The organism is Spirosoma arboris (assembly GCF_009754945.1).
Lineage (GTDB): Bacteria > Bacteroidota > Bacteroidia > Cytophagales > Spirosomataceae > Spirosoma > Spirosoma arboris.
Genome location: NZ_WPIN01000014.1, coordinates 88,478 through 104,494 on the forward strand (window position 1 = coordinate 88,478; position 16,017 = coordinate 104,494).

Below are 16,017 nucleotides of genomic sequence, written 5' to 3' on the forward strand. Positions count from 1 at the left end.
CAATACACAAATAAAGAACAATTTGCCAGACGGGGAGGTATTTACGGGAGTTTTGTAACTCGCAAAAGAAACCCAAACGATATTGATATGGTAACGTTTATTGACTTTAGGCGCTATGAACAATATGAGCCATTTTTTGACAGTTTACGGCAATTACACTATTTGCGTAAGACTGATGTTGACGGGTATTTCGTTCGGGTTTACCCCGCCGATCATCCGAATTACAGGTTGTTTGACCTTGACCGGGCCGATTGGAGTTTTCGATTTAATACGCCCAAACCAAAGGGCAATAAAGGATTCTTGGAACTAACCTACTGACCAATGGAAATCTATGAACATTTAAACGACAATCAACCGGCAAATGCTGATGAACGGGCCGCAATGGTTGCCCGGTTGCTTGACTTAATAGAACGCACAAACGCGGCTATAGACCGACATACAGTTCAGGAGAAACCCGACCAGTTAGCTATTCGGCAGTATACCGAACTACGGGACGAATACGTACGGGAGTTTGCGGATTTGGTGCAACCTATCGGATTAGTTGTTCAGGTACCGCCAAATCGTCAGGCAGCATAAATTACAATAACTGGAATGCATTAAATTATACCATTGTGATGCGCTTAATATCGGCAATATGTTTTGTTGTTTAAAAAAATAAAAGTATCCTTTGGGGTACTGTGGGTTTGATTCCCTCGCTATCTGCATTATTTTACAATCTAGTATAACCTTATAATCTGACTGACTACTAATTAACGACCAAACCAAATATGGCCAAGTCAATAAACTATTATGATCGTGCTCAATTAGCTAAGAGAAGAATACTGCATCCAGATTCAAAGACATTCAATTTGGACAAAGTAATTCAGCTAACTGGGCTAATTATTGAGAGAAGACTAGAGTGGGATATAGAGTGTCACACCGACGATATTACTACATCATTAAAAGAGGTATTTAATGTAGAAACTACATTTTTTAATTTATCTTATCCTCCAGAAATGGAGCAAAATGGTGATGATGAGTACTATAGTTTTGACTTTGATTTGCAAGAATGGTACATACTTATGCTCAATCTTGATAAAGAATTGAGAGAGATGTTTCAGAGTAAAAACGAGTCAATATTACAAAATCGAGAGGCTGCATATTTGATGGATAATCTAGTTAACCTCATCTTACCAACGTTCACTGACGTGCATGAAAGTTGTTTAAAAGTATGGGGAGATATTTTTTTGTAGATGGAGTAAGGCATTACAGAGAGCCTAAAACTAAAATAGAGCTAGAAAATGTAGAATATTCTTCCATCCTGTTAAATGCCCTTTCATCATGGGCGCTGAAGATTATAGAAAACGTCAAATTCTATTCCCCCGAAGTGTATGAAAGACATAGACAGCAAATAGAACATTACTTCAGGTTTACAAATGGGTTACTTATTGATCCTATCTCAGATAAAGCAGAATTTAGTGCAAGGCAAATAAATGATACCCCCACCAAAGACCAAGTCTTATTACTAAATGAGTTAGGTGTTTTTGACATACCGTCTATTAAAAATCTAACTACTGAGAATAAAGGCAAACTATTCGCCCGGTTATTAAATCGTAATGAGAAGAACGTAACTGAGTGTATACGCAATTGCGATCCCAAAGGCAACAGACAGGCAGCAGATAATCCTTACATCTACGCAAATAAAGTAAGCTCTATAAATCAATTACTAGCAAGTCTAGGCTTCTTTACAAAGTTGTAGCCCCTATATAACCCACTACACGCATTCAGACCCACCAACTTTGAGCCGTACTAAATCAACTACGGCCCATGTTACGCAACACATTTACACGAATACAGGAAATAAAACCGGGAAGTATAATTCTAATTAAATTACAACAGGCTGACGGTGGCCCTAAACAACGTCCAGCAATAGTTTTGAAACAGATGCCTGGCTATGGTGATTTTTTGGTTTGTGGCATTTCTTCCAGGCTACAACAAACAATACCAGAGTTTGACGAAGTATTAAGATCTAACTCCATAAACGGGCTTAAAGTAACGTCTGTTATACGATTAGGATTCCTGGACGTAATACCAGCTAAACATATTGTTGAAGTTATTGGCCGGGTTCCTGACGTGCTATATAATAGCTTACTTCAACGATTAGCCGACTACCTTAAACAGATAGAAACCTGACCTATATTTTTTGACTAACAATCCGATAAATGTTGGTATTCGGACAAAAAAACGGATCGGGAAACCACCCACCCGATTCTGACCAAATCAAATAGCCAATAAAGACCACTTGGCAACCCAATCGCCAACTAAGGCGATAAACTATTCTCTTATTGCCTCCTCATGTTTAATTAAAGGACTGCCTGTATTCCAAAGGCGTTTGTTTTGCTTTACTTTTAAATAATTTGCTAAACGACTGCGGAAATTCAAAGCCCAATTGATAGGCAATTTCATTTACCGATAGTTCTGTGGAAGCCAAAATATCTTTTGCATACTCAATCAGTTTTTCATGAATGAACTGTTGTGCGGTTTGCCCGTACTGTTTCTTTAAACAGTCACTCAGGTATTTAGGTGATAAATTTAACTGGGATGCCAGAAAAGTTGTCGTCGGCAATCCTTTTACGTTTGCCGAATTTTCAAAATAAGTAGTTAATATCAGCTCGGCTTTTTGGAGTAAGGAGTTATTAATAGGCTTGCGAACGATGAACTGCCGGTTATAATATCGATTGCAATAGGATAATAACAAATCTAAGTTGGCAATAGTGATATCCTGGCTGAAATTATCAATAGGTAAACTGATTTCTTTTTTAATTTGGTTAAGGATGTTTTCGATGGTTTTTTCTTCATCCTCCGACAAAATCAATGCTTCATTCAGTTCGTAGCCAAAGTAGCCATACTCTCTTATCTTTTGATGTAAGGGGAAGTTTCTAATAAAATCAGGATGAATAAGCAACGCCCAACCGGATTGGGGTTGCCAATCGCCCGGCTCAATAATCTGTATTTGTTTGGGAGCAAAGAAAGACATGATTCCTTCATCGAAATCATAAGGTGTTTGCCCATATTTTACTTTGCAGGGGCAGCCTTTCTTCAGGGTAATCTGATATAGATGAGAAATGAATTTTACTTTCTGCTCAATTACGGCTTTAGGTACTTCGTCAAATCGAAAAATACTGACCAACGGATGTTTGGGCTTGCGAATTCCGATCACCTGATGCTGTTGTGCAACAGATTGAACGACAACCGGTTGAGGTTCCTCTTTCTTCATATTGACAAACGTCGATGAAAAGATTAATTAAACGCTCATTTTTCTCCGATAGGATGCTGCCATGCGTTTGGCAAGCATTGCATTAGGGAATAATGCCGTCATTTTTGCTGCCATTCGGTTGGAGACTCCCGAAATAACAACGTGTTTCTTTTGATCCAAACCTTTCAATGCCTCATCAGCCACTTCTTCTGGTGTTTGCAAATTGGCTCCTTCAGTTAATGCTTTCCCTTTTTCGTTTTCGATACCTGCCGCCTGGTTGAAATTAGTTTTTGTTAGCCCCGGACAAAGTAACATCACATGAATGTTGTGCGGCTTGCACTCTTCAGTAATGGCTTCGGTAAAGGAGCGCACAAAAACTTTGCTTGCTGCATAAACGGCCATATAGGGAACGGGCATAAAAGCGGCCATTGAGGCCACATTGATTATCGTTCCGCTTTTTCTTTTTTGCATTTGCGGCAGAAAGAAATGCGTCATCGCTACAAATGAGGCATTGTTTAGCTGCAACATGTCAAGTTCGCCTTTTAAAGGAAGTTCTGAAAATTCTCCGCCAGAACCTATTCCTGCGTTGTTGATCAGCGTTTCAATCTCCAGATTACGTTTTTGGGTTTCCGTAAAAATCAGTTCCGCAGCTTCCGGCTTCGATAAATCAGCCGCAATGTAGTGAGCCTCAATACCAAATTGTTTAGAAAGCTGTTGACAAAGAATAGCTAATTTTTCAGTGTTTCTGGCGACCAATACCAGGTTGTGCTTTCTTATGGCTAATTTGTTAGCAAGGGCTTCCCCAATTCCACCCGACGCGCCTGTAATTAATGTTGCTTTCACGTTTCTGCTGTTTAACGTTTACAGCACAAAAGTGGCGTACCTCAAGTTAATAAAAGTGTTCAAAAGTCGGATTGTTGTGTTTGAAATTCGGTAATGATAATCACGACTTTACTTGACACTCTAGTAGTCTAGTCGGATTGCCTATGTAAGTTTCCCCTTCCCGGATGTAGTGATCCAACGTTAGTTTGGCGCTTCATTTCTTTAGCTTCTCAATTTCTTCTTGTTGCTGTTCAATCTGCTTCTGGGTCTTAATCATAGTGCTAAAAACCAAAATCGGCCTTTGGTGCGTCGTTATCTTTTGCTGATAGGCTCGGTTTTTGATAACAGAAAACTCGGTATCTGATTGGAGTTATGATGGTTTTAAGTAGCCCATAATCGGTTATTGAGTTTGCCTATCCGTAGCGTGCTGGAAGCAATTAACGTCTATTCAATTAAATAGCCCGAAATGAAACGCATTCTGTCAATCGTTCTATCTCTGACTACATTTCTTGCTTTTGGCCAAAACGCTGAAATTGGCCGACAAGTAAGCCAAAATCTACGTGGGTCTAGCCTGAATGTGAACGCCTTGAAGGCTGACGTCATTAACTCGCCTGTCAGCACGACGCTATCCGGAAATATAACGATAAGTGGTATAAATCAGGTTGACAAATTAACCTATCACACACTCAATGCAACCAGTTCGCTATTCATCTGTATTGACCCGGTGAACGGGAGCGACACAAAAGACCCGTCTGAATATACCGTTCAGACCGAAAATTTTACGGGTGGGGTCGTCTTCAAAACCTTGGACAAGGCTATCGAATGGATAAACGGTAGTTCAGGTTATAGCTACTTCGTCAGCATCCGTAATACTTCGTCAGCTAATCCGGTTGTACTGAGCGCAGACCATGAGGTCAATAATAAATACATTATCCTGTATTCGGCAGACTATCCTACACTCGCCAGTATAGTCTTAAATGCGGGTCTGTTTGCCAGTACGGGGACAATGCTACAACTACTTACCCTGGATTTAACCATAAATGGCTCTAATCGGATTGGATTAGATGGGGGTGATATTGTTGTTCAGAATTCAATTATCCGACCTTCAGTGTCCTGTTCAAATCTGTATTATGTTACGATGGGGAGAATGTATCTTGACAATTCGACCTACGTTTTTAGCGCTAACAATCAGAGTATTGTACAACCATCGGGCGGATACGGAGCGCAGGTTAGTATCGGTATGCATGGCCCTTTGGTATTTACCATGGGATCGTTTACTGGCCTTTCGCTTATATCGGCAGCGCACAGAGGCTACAATCTAAGTGTGAAGTGTAAGGATAACGCTACGTTTCCTATGGCTTTAAACATCGAAGGCGGACTTTTCCAATACGGACAAACACTTGTGCAGGGACAAGCTATGTTCGACCCTACCAATAGCAATTATAAGAGCGTTTTGCATGGCCCTACGCCTATCCGAACGCCGGATATGAATAGTAACAGTGCAGATTTGACGGGCAGTTTAAAAACGGTGGTAGTCGATGAAAACGGACGCTTTGGAGTTCGCGGCAACCGATTTACCACCGTGCAGCGCGATGCACTAACGCCCTATGAAGGCTTAGAAATATACAATCTGACGACGCACACCAAAGAATTCTGGAACGGAACTACCTGGAAAACCATCCTTACCAACTAGGGTAATAGCAGCCTTTACCCGCACATTTACAACTTTACCGTAACAATTCTGCCAGGTATCCTTTTGCGTTTTCATTCGTCGGGTCTTTTTCAATGGCTTTCTGGTAATATAGAATCGCCAGTTGTTTCAACCCTTTCTTCGTATAACAATCGGCTATCAATTGGTAAGCATAGGAATAATCATTCGGCTGAACAGGTAAAGTCGTGCTCAGTTCAAAAAGCCGAATAGCCTCGTCGAACCGCTGCCGATGCATGAGGTATTTACCCGTATTCACCAGATCGCCGATTTCGAAGCTGAGGTCATACCGATTCTGCTGATGCTCCCTGACATCTCGGTAGAAAGCAATTCCCTGGTCGAAATCAGCCAGTACTTTTTCGCGAAGATCCAGATACAACGACCGTTTGGGAACCGTATAGGGTTGCCCTTTCAGGATAGCAATAATACTGTTCGTCAACGCATTCACTTTAAACTGTTGGCTGTTGGTCATCAGAACGACAACGATATCGTTCTCTACATCGTGGGTCATCAGGGCTTCGTAATTATAGTTGGAGCCATGATGCTGATGCCAGGTCAGTTTATCGGCGTTAAAAACGGCATGACCCAGACTACTTTCGTTTCCGCCAAGATCTACTGCCAGCGCTTGCATGGCCGCTTTGTTGACCAACTGGTAGCTATCCAGTTTGACAAGCCAGTTGTATAAATCGTCAATTGACAACCGAGGCCACCCACTCATTTGCTGATCGTACGAGCTTTCTTTGAAATTGCTGTCAAACGCCCGAGTCATTTCCGGTGCAGTTATCGGCAGATCCATAAATGTATGGTTCATCTGCATCGGTTTCAGGAGATGTTCGGTTATAAACGCACTATAGTTCTGGCCCTAAATGGCTTCAATTACCTGACGCTGAAGATATACATTGGAATAGCTATAGGCATAGGCTTTCCCAGGCCTAAAGGCCAATGTTTTCAGACTTTTCAACTCATCATGGATTTGCTGATCGCTCGTTGCCGCACTTATTGGCAGACCACTCGTATAGTTGATCAGGTGCCTGAGCTGGATACTATCGGCCCATGTAGGGAGATCCTTCAGGTACTGGCTGAGCCTGTTATTGAGCGATAGTTTTCCCTGCTGCTGCAAAAGCAACAAGCTTACGCCATTGAACTCTTTGGAAATGGAGCCAATGTCGAAGAGTTTATCGATGGTCAGTTTTTTGGTCCGGCTGCCATCAGCATAGCCCAGGCTGTTTCGGTATTGGATCGTTCCTTGATGAACAACCAGTACGTTGCCATTGAAAACGCCCAACTGATGAGCAGCGTGCATGAGCGAATCGATCCGGTTGTTTTGTTGGTGCTGAGCAACCGAATGGGGAGATACTAGCCCCAATAGGGCCAGACTGAATAGGATTAATGGGTAAGTGCGCATCGTATAGTTGTTAAAATCAATCAATGATACGACTCAGGCACGTACCAGAATCCGGAAAACTTGCCAACCGCACGACCCGTTTGTGAACGACACCTGAACCGATTTTGGGACGCTTATCTTTGTGCATTCACCAACGATCATGACGAGAATCAAACAGCTGATTACATGGTTTAGCCTAGCTTGGTTGCTCGCGTTGGCAGGCTGTCAGCAGGATTCGGTCAGGCCGGAACGTATCCTGTTAAAGCTGGGTGATCAGCCAGAATGGGCAGCTTTGGACTGGAATGACCAGGACTGGGAGGCCACGAATGGGACGTCTCACCAAGAGCTATTCTGGCTACGCTTCCATATGCGGCTGGATTCTACCGTCACCAGACAAAAACCACTGGGAGTAAAGGTCGTTGCCCTGGGCTCCTTCGATGCGTTCTGGGACGGGCGGTTGATCGGTCATAATGGTCAGGTTGGACGTACGAAAGCCACAGAACGACCCGGCAAGCATGCCACGTATTGGCTCTTACCTGATACCGATACGAAACCTGGCGTTCATGTGCTGGCGCTACGGGTGTCCAATTTCTATGCCCGCACAGGCTACAGTTTTTATAATTGCAGCCTGGATAATTACCCGGACATGGTACGGGCATCGGTACAGACAATTGCCTGGATGGCTATGCTGGCGGGCGCATTTCTGATCGGCGCTATTTATTACCTGTTTTTATCCCTCCACAATCGCCGGGAGCCCCTTTTTTGGTTATTTAGCCTGATTTGTGGGTTATTCTTCTGCCTGATTATCGCGGAGTACCTGCCCCTCATCTGGTCGTATCAATACGACGTGCAAACGCCCAGACTAGAGGTGATTGGGGTGCTCACCCTGAGTATTTCGCTGTTGGTTCCTTCCTTTTTAAACCGCCAATTTGCGCTCTTCAACCCAACGCGATTCACGCTCCCGTTGCTTCTTCTTTTGCTGGGTATTTACGTCAACTTTCACGGACGGTACGATTTTACGGCCCAATTGATGAGTTTAACTATGGGCATTAGTGCGTTACTGCTGGCGCTATTGGCAGTGCACCAACAGCGGAAAGGAGCCCTCAGTATTCTCATTTCTGTCGGTTTAAGTGGCCTGTTAGCCTGCTTTTTATATTATGATTATAGCCTTTACCTGAGTTTTGGGTTTTTACTGCTGGCCATGCTCTATGGGCTGGTTATCCGCTCCAGGGAAATTGACCAGGCTTATCAACAGACCTTACTGCTGTCTGAACGCCTGAAAACAGAATTGCTGAAAAAAAGTATCCAGCCTCATTTTTTGCTCAATACATTAACCTCGCTGATCGACTGGATTGAAGAGTCGCCGAAGCAGGGCGTTGTATTTATTGAAGCGCTGGCGAGCGAGTTTAAACTATTGAACCAAATGGTCGATGTGCGTTTGGTAGCCATTACTCACGAAATTGAACTCTGCAAAAGCCATTTGGTGGTCATGCGCTTTCGGAAAGAGATTCACTATGTCTGGGATGATTTCGACATTGATCTCAGGGATACGCTTCCACCTGCCTTGTTACATACCGCCCTGGAAAATGGGATTACCCATAGTTTGCCACTCGCCGATGGGACAATCCGATTCCAACTATATTTTCAGCGAACCAACGTCTACCGGCAGTATCAACTACGCACGATAGCCACTAACCGAATCGTCGGAAAAGAACCAGAAAAAGGGACTGGATTACCGTATATGAGAGCACGACTAACCGAAAGCTATGGTAATAACTGGACATTGCTCTCTCAGGAAAGTGACGAAGGCTGGCTGACCCAGATAACGATTTATGAGAATTCTAATCATTGAAGACGAAGCCCGGATTGCGGCCCGCATTGAACGATTCGTGCGGGAGATCCTGGGTAATGAACTAACCAGTCTGACCAGTTGCGATGCGGTCGCGAGTGGCATCGAACATATTCGTACCCATGGTATAGATTTGTTGTTTCTGGATTTGAATCTGAATGGGCAAGACGGTTTCGAAGTGCTGAAAAACGTAATCGCTGAATCCTTTCATACGATTATCATTTCAGCGTATACCGACAAGGCGATCACTGCCTTTGAGTACGGCGTACTCGATTTTATTGCCAAACCGTTTGCTAGCGAGCGGGTAGGACAGGCCTTGGATCGGGTTAGGTTGAAATCGACTAGTATGCAGCATCCGCTTAAGTTTCTAGCAGTAAAAACGCGCGGAATCGTTCGATTAATTCAGGTAGATGATGTCCTCTTTGTGCAAGGGTCGGGTGTGTATTCAGAACTTCACTTACATAATGGGACGACGGCTCTGCACGATAAATCACTGGAAAAACTGGAACAGCTCCTGCCCACTTCCTTTGAACGAATTCATAAATCCTATCTGGCTGACAGTCGTTACTTTGCTGCGCTTCAAATTCAATCGGGTGGTCGATATGCGCTTCAGTTAACCAGTGGCCATCAACTGCCCATTGGCCGGACGCGGTATGAGCAGATCAAACGGCGATTTAAGTAGGGGCTAATAGGCTTTTTCAGCCTATTAGCCGCCTGAATTCGACACGTTGGTAGCCCATTGTCAAACGTCAGTCGATTCAGATTAACCTCTTCCCGATTTCGAAACTGGTGGATATGCAGGTAAGAGCTGATGTTCCACTTATCGTGACTGACCGAAATACGCGGGTTAACGGCCTCAGATTCCCGGCCACCACTTCCAGCGTACCGCTCACCTGCTGCTGGACCTTTTTAGTGATGATGTTAATTACGTATGCGGCCCCCTTCGGCGTCGTAACGAGCGGATGGACTGGTGATTACCTCAATGGCTTTGATCGAATTGGCAGGCATCATGTTCAATGCATGGGCTGCACCCCTTGAACTAAGAGGAAGGGCTACTAACACTGCCGAGTTTTCATCCCTCTCCTGGTTTTCAGGGGCGGGGCCGGGGGTGGAGTGATTAAAACTATACTTCATAACGAACAGAGTGGTTACGAGAAGCCGATTTGGCTTTTTTTCGTCGGCCGAATCCACGACGGCCCCACCAGACATAAAAACCGGTGATGGGCAAGCTGGCACAAATCAGGCTGGCGATAAAATAGATGATCTTGGTAGGCATATTGCCAATAGCTCCTACGTGTATGGCGTAATTGGTGCGACGAAGCCAGTCGGCAAAGTTCAGTTGGTCGATCTGAATGACTGTTGATGGCAGTTGTTTCAGCGTGTATTGATCCAGGTAAATGTCGCGCCAGGAACCTTTGTCCATATCGGTGCAAACGTAGATTGCATCGGTGGGTTTTTGAGGAAGCGAGACGATAATGACGTCTTTGTTATAGACAGCCAACTCGTCCATTCCTTTTTTGAAGGCTAAATCCACACTGGCCAGTCTGCTTCTAGTTGGCATCTGCATTGTATCAGATACATATTCGCCCCGCCGGTAAGGAGCCGGCGATTCACCGCCCGACGCGAGCCAGTAAACACCTTTGTTGATCCAGGCAAATCCCATAATCAACCCGGTGAGCGTAATGACCAAAGCCACAATGAGCGAATAAAAGCCCAGTACATTGTGCAAATCATAATTGACTCGCTTGAACTTGGCTTTCCACTTGATTTTAAAGCTCTTATCGCGGGTGCTCTTATTCCATTTTTTTGGCCACCACAAAATCAGGCCGGTAATCAACAAAACGAAAAAAATCAGAGTTGCCCATGCTACAATATGCTGCCCCACTTCACCGTCAATCCATAGGCTGGTGTGCCCTTCCAGAACGAACCGAAAGAAATCTTCCTCATCGACAATACCGGCAACAGCACCTGTATACGGGTTAACGAACACCGTCGAATCGGAGTCTAACGTGACTTTGACGGTCCGTCCATGCCCCTGATACCAGAGACTCAACGTCTTTTTGTCTGGAAAAACAGCTTTCATTTTCTGCTGAATCATCGACGGAGGCAGGTAAATGGTTTCGGCAGGTCGTTCCGCGTTCTGCCAGGGCTGCGTCAGTGGCTTGAGTTCCTGCTCGAAGACCAGAATACAGCCTGTAACCGCCACAACGAACACAACGATGCCCGATGCCAGACCAAGCCATAAATGAAGCCAGGCATTGATTTTTTTTAAGATCATGACAGGAGAGTGGGAAGAAGCGTTAATTGTGTAAATGCTTCTGTTTATCAGCTGTTTGAGGACTGTTAAGCTTAGCCCCGCTCCTAAAACAGGAGCGGGGTTGGGTGAGGTGGGTTATCCGAATTGATCGCTTCCCCTCACCCCCGACCCCTCTCCCAAAACGGGAGAGGGGAGCAAATTGGGACAAAACACTTACTTCGTTTTTTCGAGACGGAGAATGTAGTTGATACCTCCTACGAACTCAGCACCTTGTGTCAGTTTATCGGTGCTTGGATCGTATTCCCAGATGTAGTCTTTATCGGCTGCGTTGACAGCGATGTACGCTTTCCCATTTTCGACAACTACGGCCTGCACCATCCGCTCACCTTTATCGACAGGTAGCGCCAGCGTTTTAATAAATGCGCCATTTTTAACATCGATCACCGAGAATGAATGATCGGCATCGATCGACTCGCCAGCTACGCGCGTACGAACAATGGCTTTGCCATTGCCGATATACCACATGGCAGCTCCCATACCATTGCTCACTTTAGACGAAAAGTCGAAGTAATATGATTGATCTAGGGTCGTGCTGCCGCTCTTGATCCGATACACAGCCGAGGGGGATTTGTAATCGTAATTATAAACCGGGTCGGTCATAAAGTAGATGTCTCCGTTTTCGTCCTGGAACGAAGCTGGAGCGTATACGGCCGGACCGCCGGGATTGGTTGAACGAACATCTGAGATGTTGCTCTCTACAGCCATCGTCGATGCATTGATGACCGCTACGTTCAGCTGTTGATAAACCGGCATATTAGGGTAAACCGACCAATCTTCTGAAGCGAAGCTATACCCTAGGAACAACTTGCCCGCCCGGTATTCGGCAAAGCCCATTGAGTACGTACTAAAGCCGGTTGGATATGCCTGTAAATCAAGTTTACCCGTCGTAACGGTCATGTCAGCCACTTTAATGACGGCATAACGGCCTTCGTTTTTGCCGCCGTTATCGCCGATACCAAAGATCACCAGCGTCTGATCATCGATCCACGCGTAGGTGCTCCAGTCTAGGTAGGTAAAGGGAACCTCTTTATCGACTACTACGGCACCATTGGCAACATGATATTTGCCCAGCCGACCACTTCCGGCATTGGCATGATAATAAAATCCATTTTTCTGGATGATGTCCTGCGCATACACTTTGCCGGTCATTTCCGCGCCGTTGCCTAACAGGCTGATTGTACCCGAAGTCAGCGACGGAATATCGGCAATGTAATAGGCAATGTTGGGCCAGGAACCCACCGCCAGCACGGCCGAATAAGTACCTGCTTCTTGTGTTGGGTTTACGTTACTATCGCTGCTACATCCGTTTAGGGCGAATGCCAGCAGGGTTATCAGAATCGTTTTGACAGGGAAGTTGAGAAATCGGCTCATTGAGTTGATTTGTAAAAAACTAGTGGTTGTTATTTAAGGAAATAGCGGAGTTTCACAGAGAAAGCACGTCCGGGTTTCTGCAAACGGAAGTTGTCGAAAGCCAGCGCATCGGTCAGATTGCGGCACTCACCCGAAATGTTGTAGCGACCGTTGTTGACCGAATAGCTCAACGTAGCGTTGTGGATCAACTGGTCGGGGATACTCGATTTGCCATTCACGTTGCCATAGGCCGCCCAGGTTAGGTAGAACCAGTGAACACATTGCGTGTACCAGTTGAATTGCAGCCGCGTCCCGTTGCCGAAAACGTTATTCTTTCCAACACTCAGGTTGGCATTGCCAAAAAACCAGGGCTGGTTCGGAATCTTGTTCTTGTAGGTAGCCTCGTAGACCGTAGAACTCGTGCTACCGTACTTGGTCATGTTAACCGCGCTTTGGTAAGTAGCCTTAATGTTAAACGACAGCAGATCAGCATAATCGTAGCGGAGTTCGGCCTCGAAACCCGTGACACGCACACTCGACTTATTCTCGTTTTTGAGGGCCTTCGATCGCTGATCAGGCACGGGATAGATGAAATCCTGTGCGTCGCGATAGAACCCAGAGGCTTCGGCAAAAAATCGGTGTTTGTTAAATCGTAGCCCGTAATAACCACCCAGGTTGGCGTTGTAGCTGCTTTCGGGTTTGAGGTCGGGGTTGGGTTGAACGTTCAGGCCATCGCCAAATACTTCATCAACTTCCTGCAAGCGGTAGGCCCGTTCGAGCGATAGTTTCACCCCCAGATCGGGCAGGACTTTGAAACGCGAGGCCAGGCCATACCCGAATTTGTCGAAATGAGTAGTTAGTTTTTGATACGCGAGGTCAACGTATTTGTTACGTTCCAGCCCTAAACCATAATACTTGGCAAAAAAGGTGTTGGTCAGGCGTTTGTCCAGAAACTCTTGCTGATAAGCAAAGCCGATGATCTGCTTGTTCATCAGCCCCGGCATATCGTCTCCCGACACCAGCAGGGAGTTGTAACTCTCGTTTTTGAGATGATCGAGCGTGTAGTTGAGGTTGAAGGAATGTTGCTCGTTCAGGACGTAGCTCAGATTGGCCCGCAGGAAAGTTCGGGGGCGAATAATGTAGGAAAGCGACTTGATACTCCCCATTTCGCTGGCAGATTTAGTCGTCCAGAAACCATCCCAGTAATATTGACGGAAAAGCGTATCAGCTGTGATATAGGTATCTTTTGACCGTGATGCGAACAGGCTCAGATCGAGACCTTTTATGAACAGATCGTTCTTTTTGTAGCGCAGTGTGGCCGTTGAAGCTTTGTTTTTTCGGGTTACGTTTCCGTATACAATTGTCTGTTCGAAGCCGGTTTGTAAATCCTGCTGCCCTTCCGAATAGCCCAGACCAGCATAGAACACATCGGCCCAGCGCTTACCAGAAATGCCCACTTCCACCTGCCCCATGCCCGATTTATAGTGGTCATGAAACCGACGTACATCGGCTACCACAAACGAAGCGCCCGTTAGGTCAGTAATTTCGTTGCCGACACGCTTACCTCCTTCGAGGATTTCTACCCCCTTCATTTTGTAATTGTTGTCGGAGTAGTTGTAAAAGCCACTGGCCTTGACCGTGATGCCCGTTGGCTTGTGGACATATTGACCCGTCAGCGCCGACCGATGCGTGTTGAATGATCCATAACTATGACTGATGTCCAGGTAGTTTTGCTGACGCTGGTTGGTGATGACGTTCACCGCTCCGCCCATCGCATCGGAACCGAGCTGAACGGGCACGACGCCTTTGTAAACCTCAATCCGCTCGGCCAGATTAACCGGAATGCTATTGAGCGATACGGCGCTACCCAGAATTTCCAGCGGTACACCGTCGATGAAATACTTGACGGCTTTACCCGAAAGGCCATTGATCGAAAAGTTGAAGTTGGAGCCTAAACCGCCCTGTTCCCGAATCCGTACGCCCGTGCTCCGGTTTAGCACCTGGTTCAGATCGGCGTTGGAGTTGGCAAATTGTTTGGTTTCAATTGCGTTGACCGTGAACGCCTGTTCCTTAATCTGCTGGGTTTCGGTTTTCCCAAACACACTGACTTCGCTCAGGTTCTGCTGGTTTTCGGTTAAGCTAAAATTTGCTGTTTGGGACTGACGGGACTTGATTGTAACCTCCTTGAAAACAGGCAGGTAGCCAATGGCCGAACTGCCAATGGTATAGTTTCCCGGCTTGAGTGACGCAAATGAATAGAAACCGTTGGCATCGCAGGTGGTGCCGTATGACGTATTCTTAAGGGCGACGGTAGCGCCGGGAATGGCTACGCCCGATTCGGATTTGACATAGCCCGACAGCACTGCAACGGCTTGCCCGGAAGCAGCAAACGACAGTAACCAGAAGGAACTAAGCAGGTAAAAAAGTACAGATTGACGATACTGCATTGGTTGATCTAAAAAGTAGCTATCAACCAATGAGTAGCGTCATCGTCAACTTCCCGAAGGTCGTGGGAAGAAAAAAGTTGAATTTTTTAATTGAACGACAATCCTTTATCCTACCACGGACTTATCCCGGTATCGGGAGCGTTGTCATCGCTGAAAAACTGACTCGTTGGTCCATCTGGGCCAATCGTAGCTGCTTTTACCAGACGTGCTGCTGCATCAGTTACTGTACCCGGCCCACTGTGGTGATTGAAATCGGTAGCGGTGTAGCCCGGATCAACCACGTTGACCTTAAACGATGTGTCCCGCAGTTCATAGGCCAAGACGATGGTATAGGCATTCAGGGCTGCTTTGGATGCCGTATAGCAAGCTCCTTTTACATGATAATACTTCCAGCTGGGGTCATTATGCAGCGTCAGCGAACCTAAGCCGGAGGTGACATTGACGATCCTTGGTTCCGGGGATTGTTTCAGCAGGTCGATAAAGGCCTGTGTGGTTTCGATGACCCCAAACAAATTGGTTTCAAAAACTTGCCTGAACACGCTAATGTCTGCCTCAAGCGCCGTTTGAGGAAAACCGCCACTGATGCCAGCATTGTTGATCAGCACATCCAGAACACTGATTTTCTGACCTAGTGCCTCACGGGCGGCTTTAATGGAGTCGAGGTTGTCAACGTCAATCGTAATGGGCTCGACCTTGTCAAATCCTTCCGACTTCAGTTGATCAACCGCCTGTTTGCCTTTTTGCTCATCACGGCTTCCCAGGTATATGTAGTAGCCTTTTTGTAATAACTGTCGGGCTGTTTCGAAGCCGATGCTTTTGTTCGCTCCGGTAATCAGTACTGTTTTCATTGTTCATCTGTTTGTGATGGGACAAAATTACCGCGTTCCATACAAGCAGTTGACACA

General features: G+C 45.7%; 16 protein-coding genes and 1 pseudogene. 8 read left to right on the plus strand and 9 right to left on the minus strand.

The genetic code is table 11. The features are described from left to right. The first annotated feature begins 39 nt into the window (after positions 1 to 39). The 5 genes from GO755_RS28950 (at position 40) to GO755_RS28970 (ending at position 2,172) form a co-directional block, all read left to right on the plus strand. Positions 40 to 318 (plus strand): DUF6932 family protein, encoded by a 279-nt coding sequence (locus GO755_RS28950; protein WP_394351052.1) that lies wholly within the window; start codon positions 40 to 42, stop codon positions 316 to 318. Between the two features lie 3 nt (positions 319 to 321). Further along, the gene (locus tag GO755_RS28955; RefSeq protein WP_157588871.1) at positions 322 to 576 is read left to right on the plus strand and encodes a hypothetical protein; all 255 of its coding nucleotides are present in this window, start codon (positions 322 to 324) and stop codon (positions 574 to 576) included. Positions 577 to 767: 191 nt separating this feature from the next. Beyond that, positions 768 to 1,232, plus strand: a complete 465-nt coding sequence (locus tag GO755_RS28960; RefSeq protein WP_157588873.1) for a hypothetical protein — start codon at positions 768 to 770, stop codon at positions 1,230 to 1,232. Further along, positions 1,211 to 1,738, plus strand: coding sequence for a hypothetical protein (locus GO755_RS28965; protein ID WP_157588875.1), 528 nt, complete (start codon positions 1,211 to 1,213; stop codon positions 1,736 to 1,738). The genes GO755_RS28960 and GO755_RS28965 overlap by 22 nt, the downstream gene beginning before the upstream one ends. Before the next feature lie 68 nt (positions 1,739 to 1,806). After that, positions 1,807 to 2,172, plus strand: a complete 366-nt coding sequence (locus GO755_RS28970; protein ID WP_157588877.1) for a type II toxin-antitoxin system PemK/MazF family toxin — start codon at positions 1,807 to 1,809, stop codon at positions 2,170 to 2,172. Positions 2,173 to 2,338: 166 nt separating this feature from the next. On the opposite strand, the gene GO755_RS28975 is transcribed toward GO755_RS28970, so the two are convergent. Together GO755_RS28975 and GO755_RS28980 are read right to left on the minus strand one after the other, a co-directional pair. After that, a complete protein-coding gene (locus tag GO755_RS28975) occupies positions 2,339 to 3,256 on the minus strand; it encodes a helix-turn-helix domain-containing protein (protein ID WP_157588879.1) in 918 nt (305 codons plus the stop codon). 27 nt (positions 3,257 to 3,283) lie between these two features. Then, entirely contained in the window at positions 3,284 to 4,078 is a 795-nt protein-coding gene (locus tag GO755_RS28980) for an SDR family NAD(P)-dependent oxidoreductase (RefSeq protein ID WP_157588881.1), read from the minus strand. Between the two features lie 445 nt (positions 4,079 to 4,523). Between GO755_RS28980 and GO755_RS28985 the strand changes: the two genes are divergently transcribed. Then, positions 4,524 to 5,750 carry a hypothetical protein gene (locus tag GO755_RS28985; RefSeq protein WP_157588883.1) on the plus strand — a complete coding sequence of 409 codons (1,227 nt, stop codon included), beginning with the start codon at positions 4,524 to 4,526 and terminating at the stop codon, positions 5,748 to 5,750. A 34-nt stretch (positions 5,751 to 5,784) separates the two neighbouring features. On the opposite strand, the gene GO755_RS42065 is transcribed toward GO755_RS28985, so the two are convergent. Beyond that, positions 5,785 to 6,237 (minus strand): tetratricopeptide repeat protein, encoded by a 453-nt coding sequence (locus tag GO755_RS42065; protein ID WP_317165976.1) that lies wholly within the window; start codon positions 6,235 to 6,237, stop codon positions 5,785 to 5,787. Continuing rightward, positions 6,229 to 7,170, minus strand: a pseudogene (locus GO755_RS41630) (serine hydrolase domain-containing protein); the annotation flags it as partial. The gene GO755_RS42065 and the pseudogene GO755_RS41630, both read right to left, overlap by 9 nt. Before the next feature lie 139 nt (positions 7,171 to 7,309). On the opposite strand from GO755_RS41630, the gene GO755_RS29000 reads away from it, so the two are divergent. Both GO755_RS29000 and GO755_RS29005 read left to right on the plus strand, forming a co-directional pair. Continuing rightward, on the plus strand, positions 7,310 to 9,001 hold the full coding sequence (locus GO755_RS29000; RefSeq protein WP_157588889.1) for a histidine kinase: 1,692 nt from the start codon (positions 7,310 to 7,312) through the stop codon (positions 8,999 to 9,001). Further along, on the plus strand, positions 8,982 to 9,680 hold the full coding sequence (locus tag GO755_RS29005; protein ID WP_157588891.1) for a LytR/AlgR family response regulator transcription factor: 699 nt from the start codon (positions 8,982 to 8,984) through the stop codon (positions 9,678 to 9,680). The genes GO755_RS29000 and GO755_RS29005 overlap by 20 nt, the downstream gene beginning before the upstream one ends. Before the next feature lie 239 nt (positions 9,681 to 9,919). Here GO755_RS29005 and GO755_RS29010 read toward each other — a convergent pair whose 3' ends face one another. From GO755_RS29010 to GO755_RS29030, 5 genes are all read right to left on the minus strand, one after another. Then, entirely contained in the window at positions 9,920 to 10,132 is a 213-nt protein-coding gene (locus GO755_RS29010; RefSeq protein ID WP_157588893.1) for a hypothetical protein, read from the minus strand. Then, positions 10,122 to 11,276: a PepSY-associated TM helix domain-containing protein gene (locus tag GO755_RS29015; protein WP_157588895.1), complete on the minus strand. Its 1,155-nt coding sequence runs from the start codon at positions 11,274 to 11,276 to the stop codon at positions 10,122 to 10,124. The genes GO755_RS29010 and GO755_RS29015 overlap by 11 nt, the downstream gene beginning before the upstream one ends. Before the next feature lie 192 nt (positions 11,277 to 11,468). Beyond that, complete coding sequence (locus tag GO755_RS29020) at positions 11,469 to 12,686, minus strand: DUF4374 domain-containing protein (protein ID WP_157588897.1); 1,218 nt, start codon at positions 12,684 to 12,686, stop codon at positions 11,469 to 11,471. Between the two features lie 29 nt (positions 12,687 to 12,715). Next, positions 12,716 to 15,112 carry a TonB-dependent receptor gene (locus GO755_RS29025; RefSeq protein ID WP_157588898.1) on the minus strand — a complete coding sequence of 799 codons (2,397 nt, stop codon included), beginning with the start codon at positions 15,110 to 15,112 and terminating at the stop codon, positions 12,716 to 12,718. A gap of 110 nt (positions 15,113 to 15,222) precedes the next feature. After that, positions 15,223 to 15,960: an SDR family oxidoreductase gene (locus GO755_RS29030; RefSeq protein WP_157588900.1), complete on the minus strand. Its 738-nt coding sequence runs from the start codon at positions 15,958 to 15,960 to the stop codon at positions 15,223 to 15,225. Positions 15,961 to 16,017 lie beyond the last annotated feature (57 nt).

Bases quoted from the DNA above. Each gene is read 5' to 3' on its own strand.
- GO755_RS28955 (WP_157588871.1), top strand. From the start codon at position 322: ATGGAAATCTATGAACATTTAAACGACAATCAACCGGCAAATGCTGAT.
- GO755_RS28960 (WP_157588873.1), top strand. From the start codon at position 768: ATGGCCAAGTCAATAAACTATTATGATCGTGCTCAATTAGCTAAGAGA.
- GO755_RS28965 (WP_157588875.1), top strand. From the start codon at position 1,211: ATGGGGAGATATTTTTTTGTAGATGGAGTAAGGCATTACAGAGAGCCT.
- GO755_RS28970 (WP_157588877.1), top strand. From the start codon at position 1,807: ATGTTACGCAACACATTTACACGAATACAGGAAATAAAACCGGGAAGT.
- GO755_RS28975 (WP_157588879.1), bottom strand. From the start codon at position 3,256: ATGAAGAAAGAGGAACCTCAACCGGTTGTCGTTCAATCTGTTGCACAA.
- GO755_RS28985 (WP_157588883.1), top strand. From the start codon at position 4,524: ATGAAACGCATTCTGTCAATCGTTCTATCTCTGACTACATTTCTTGCT.
- GO755_RS42065 (WP_317165976.1), bottom strand. From the start codon at position 6,237: ATGACCAACAGCCAACAGTTTAAAGTGAATGCGTTGACGAACAGTATT.
- GO755_RS29000 (WP_157588889.1), top strand. From the start codon at position 7,310: ATGACGAGAATCAAACAGCTGATTACATGGTTTAGCCTAGCTTGGTTG.
- GO755_RS29005 (WP_157588891.1), top strand. From the start codon at position 8,982: ATGAGAATTCTAATCATTGAAGACGAAGCCCGGATTGCGGCCCGCATT.
- GO755_RS29010 (WP_157588893.1), bottom strand. From the start codon at position 10,132: ATGAAGTATAGTTTTAATCACTCCACCCCCGGCCCCGCCCCTGAAAAC.
- GO755_RS29015 (WP_157588895.1), bottom strand. From the start codon at position 11,276: ATGATCTTAAAAAAAATCAATGCCTGGCTTCATTTATGGCTTGGTCTG.
- GO755_RS29020 (WP_157588897.1), bottom strand. From the start codon at position 12,686: ATGAGCCGATTTCTCAACTTCCCTGTCAAAACGATTCTGATAACCCTG.
- GO755_RS29025 (WP_157588898.1), bottom strand. From the start codon at position 15,112: ATGCAGTATCGTCAATCTGTACTTTTTTACCTGCTTAGTTCCTTCTGG.
- GO755_RS29030 (WP_157588900.1), bottom strand. From the start codon at position 15,960: ATGAAAACAGTACTGATTACCGGAGCGAACAAAAGCATCGGCTTCGAA.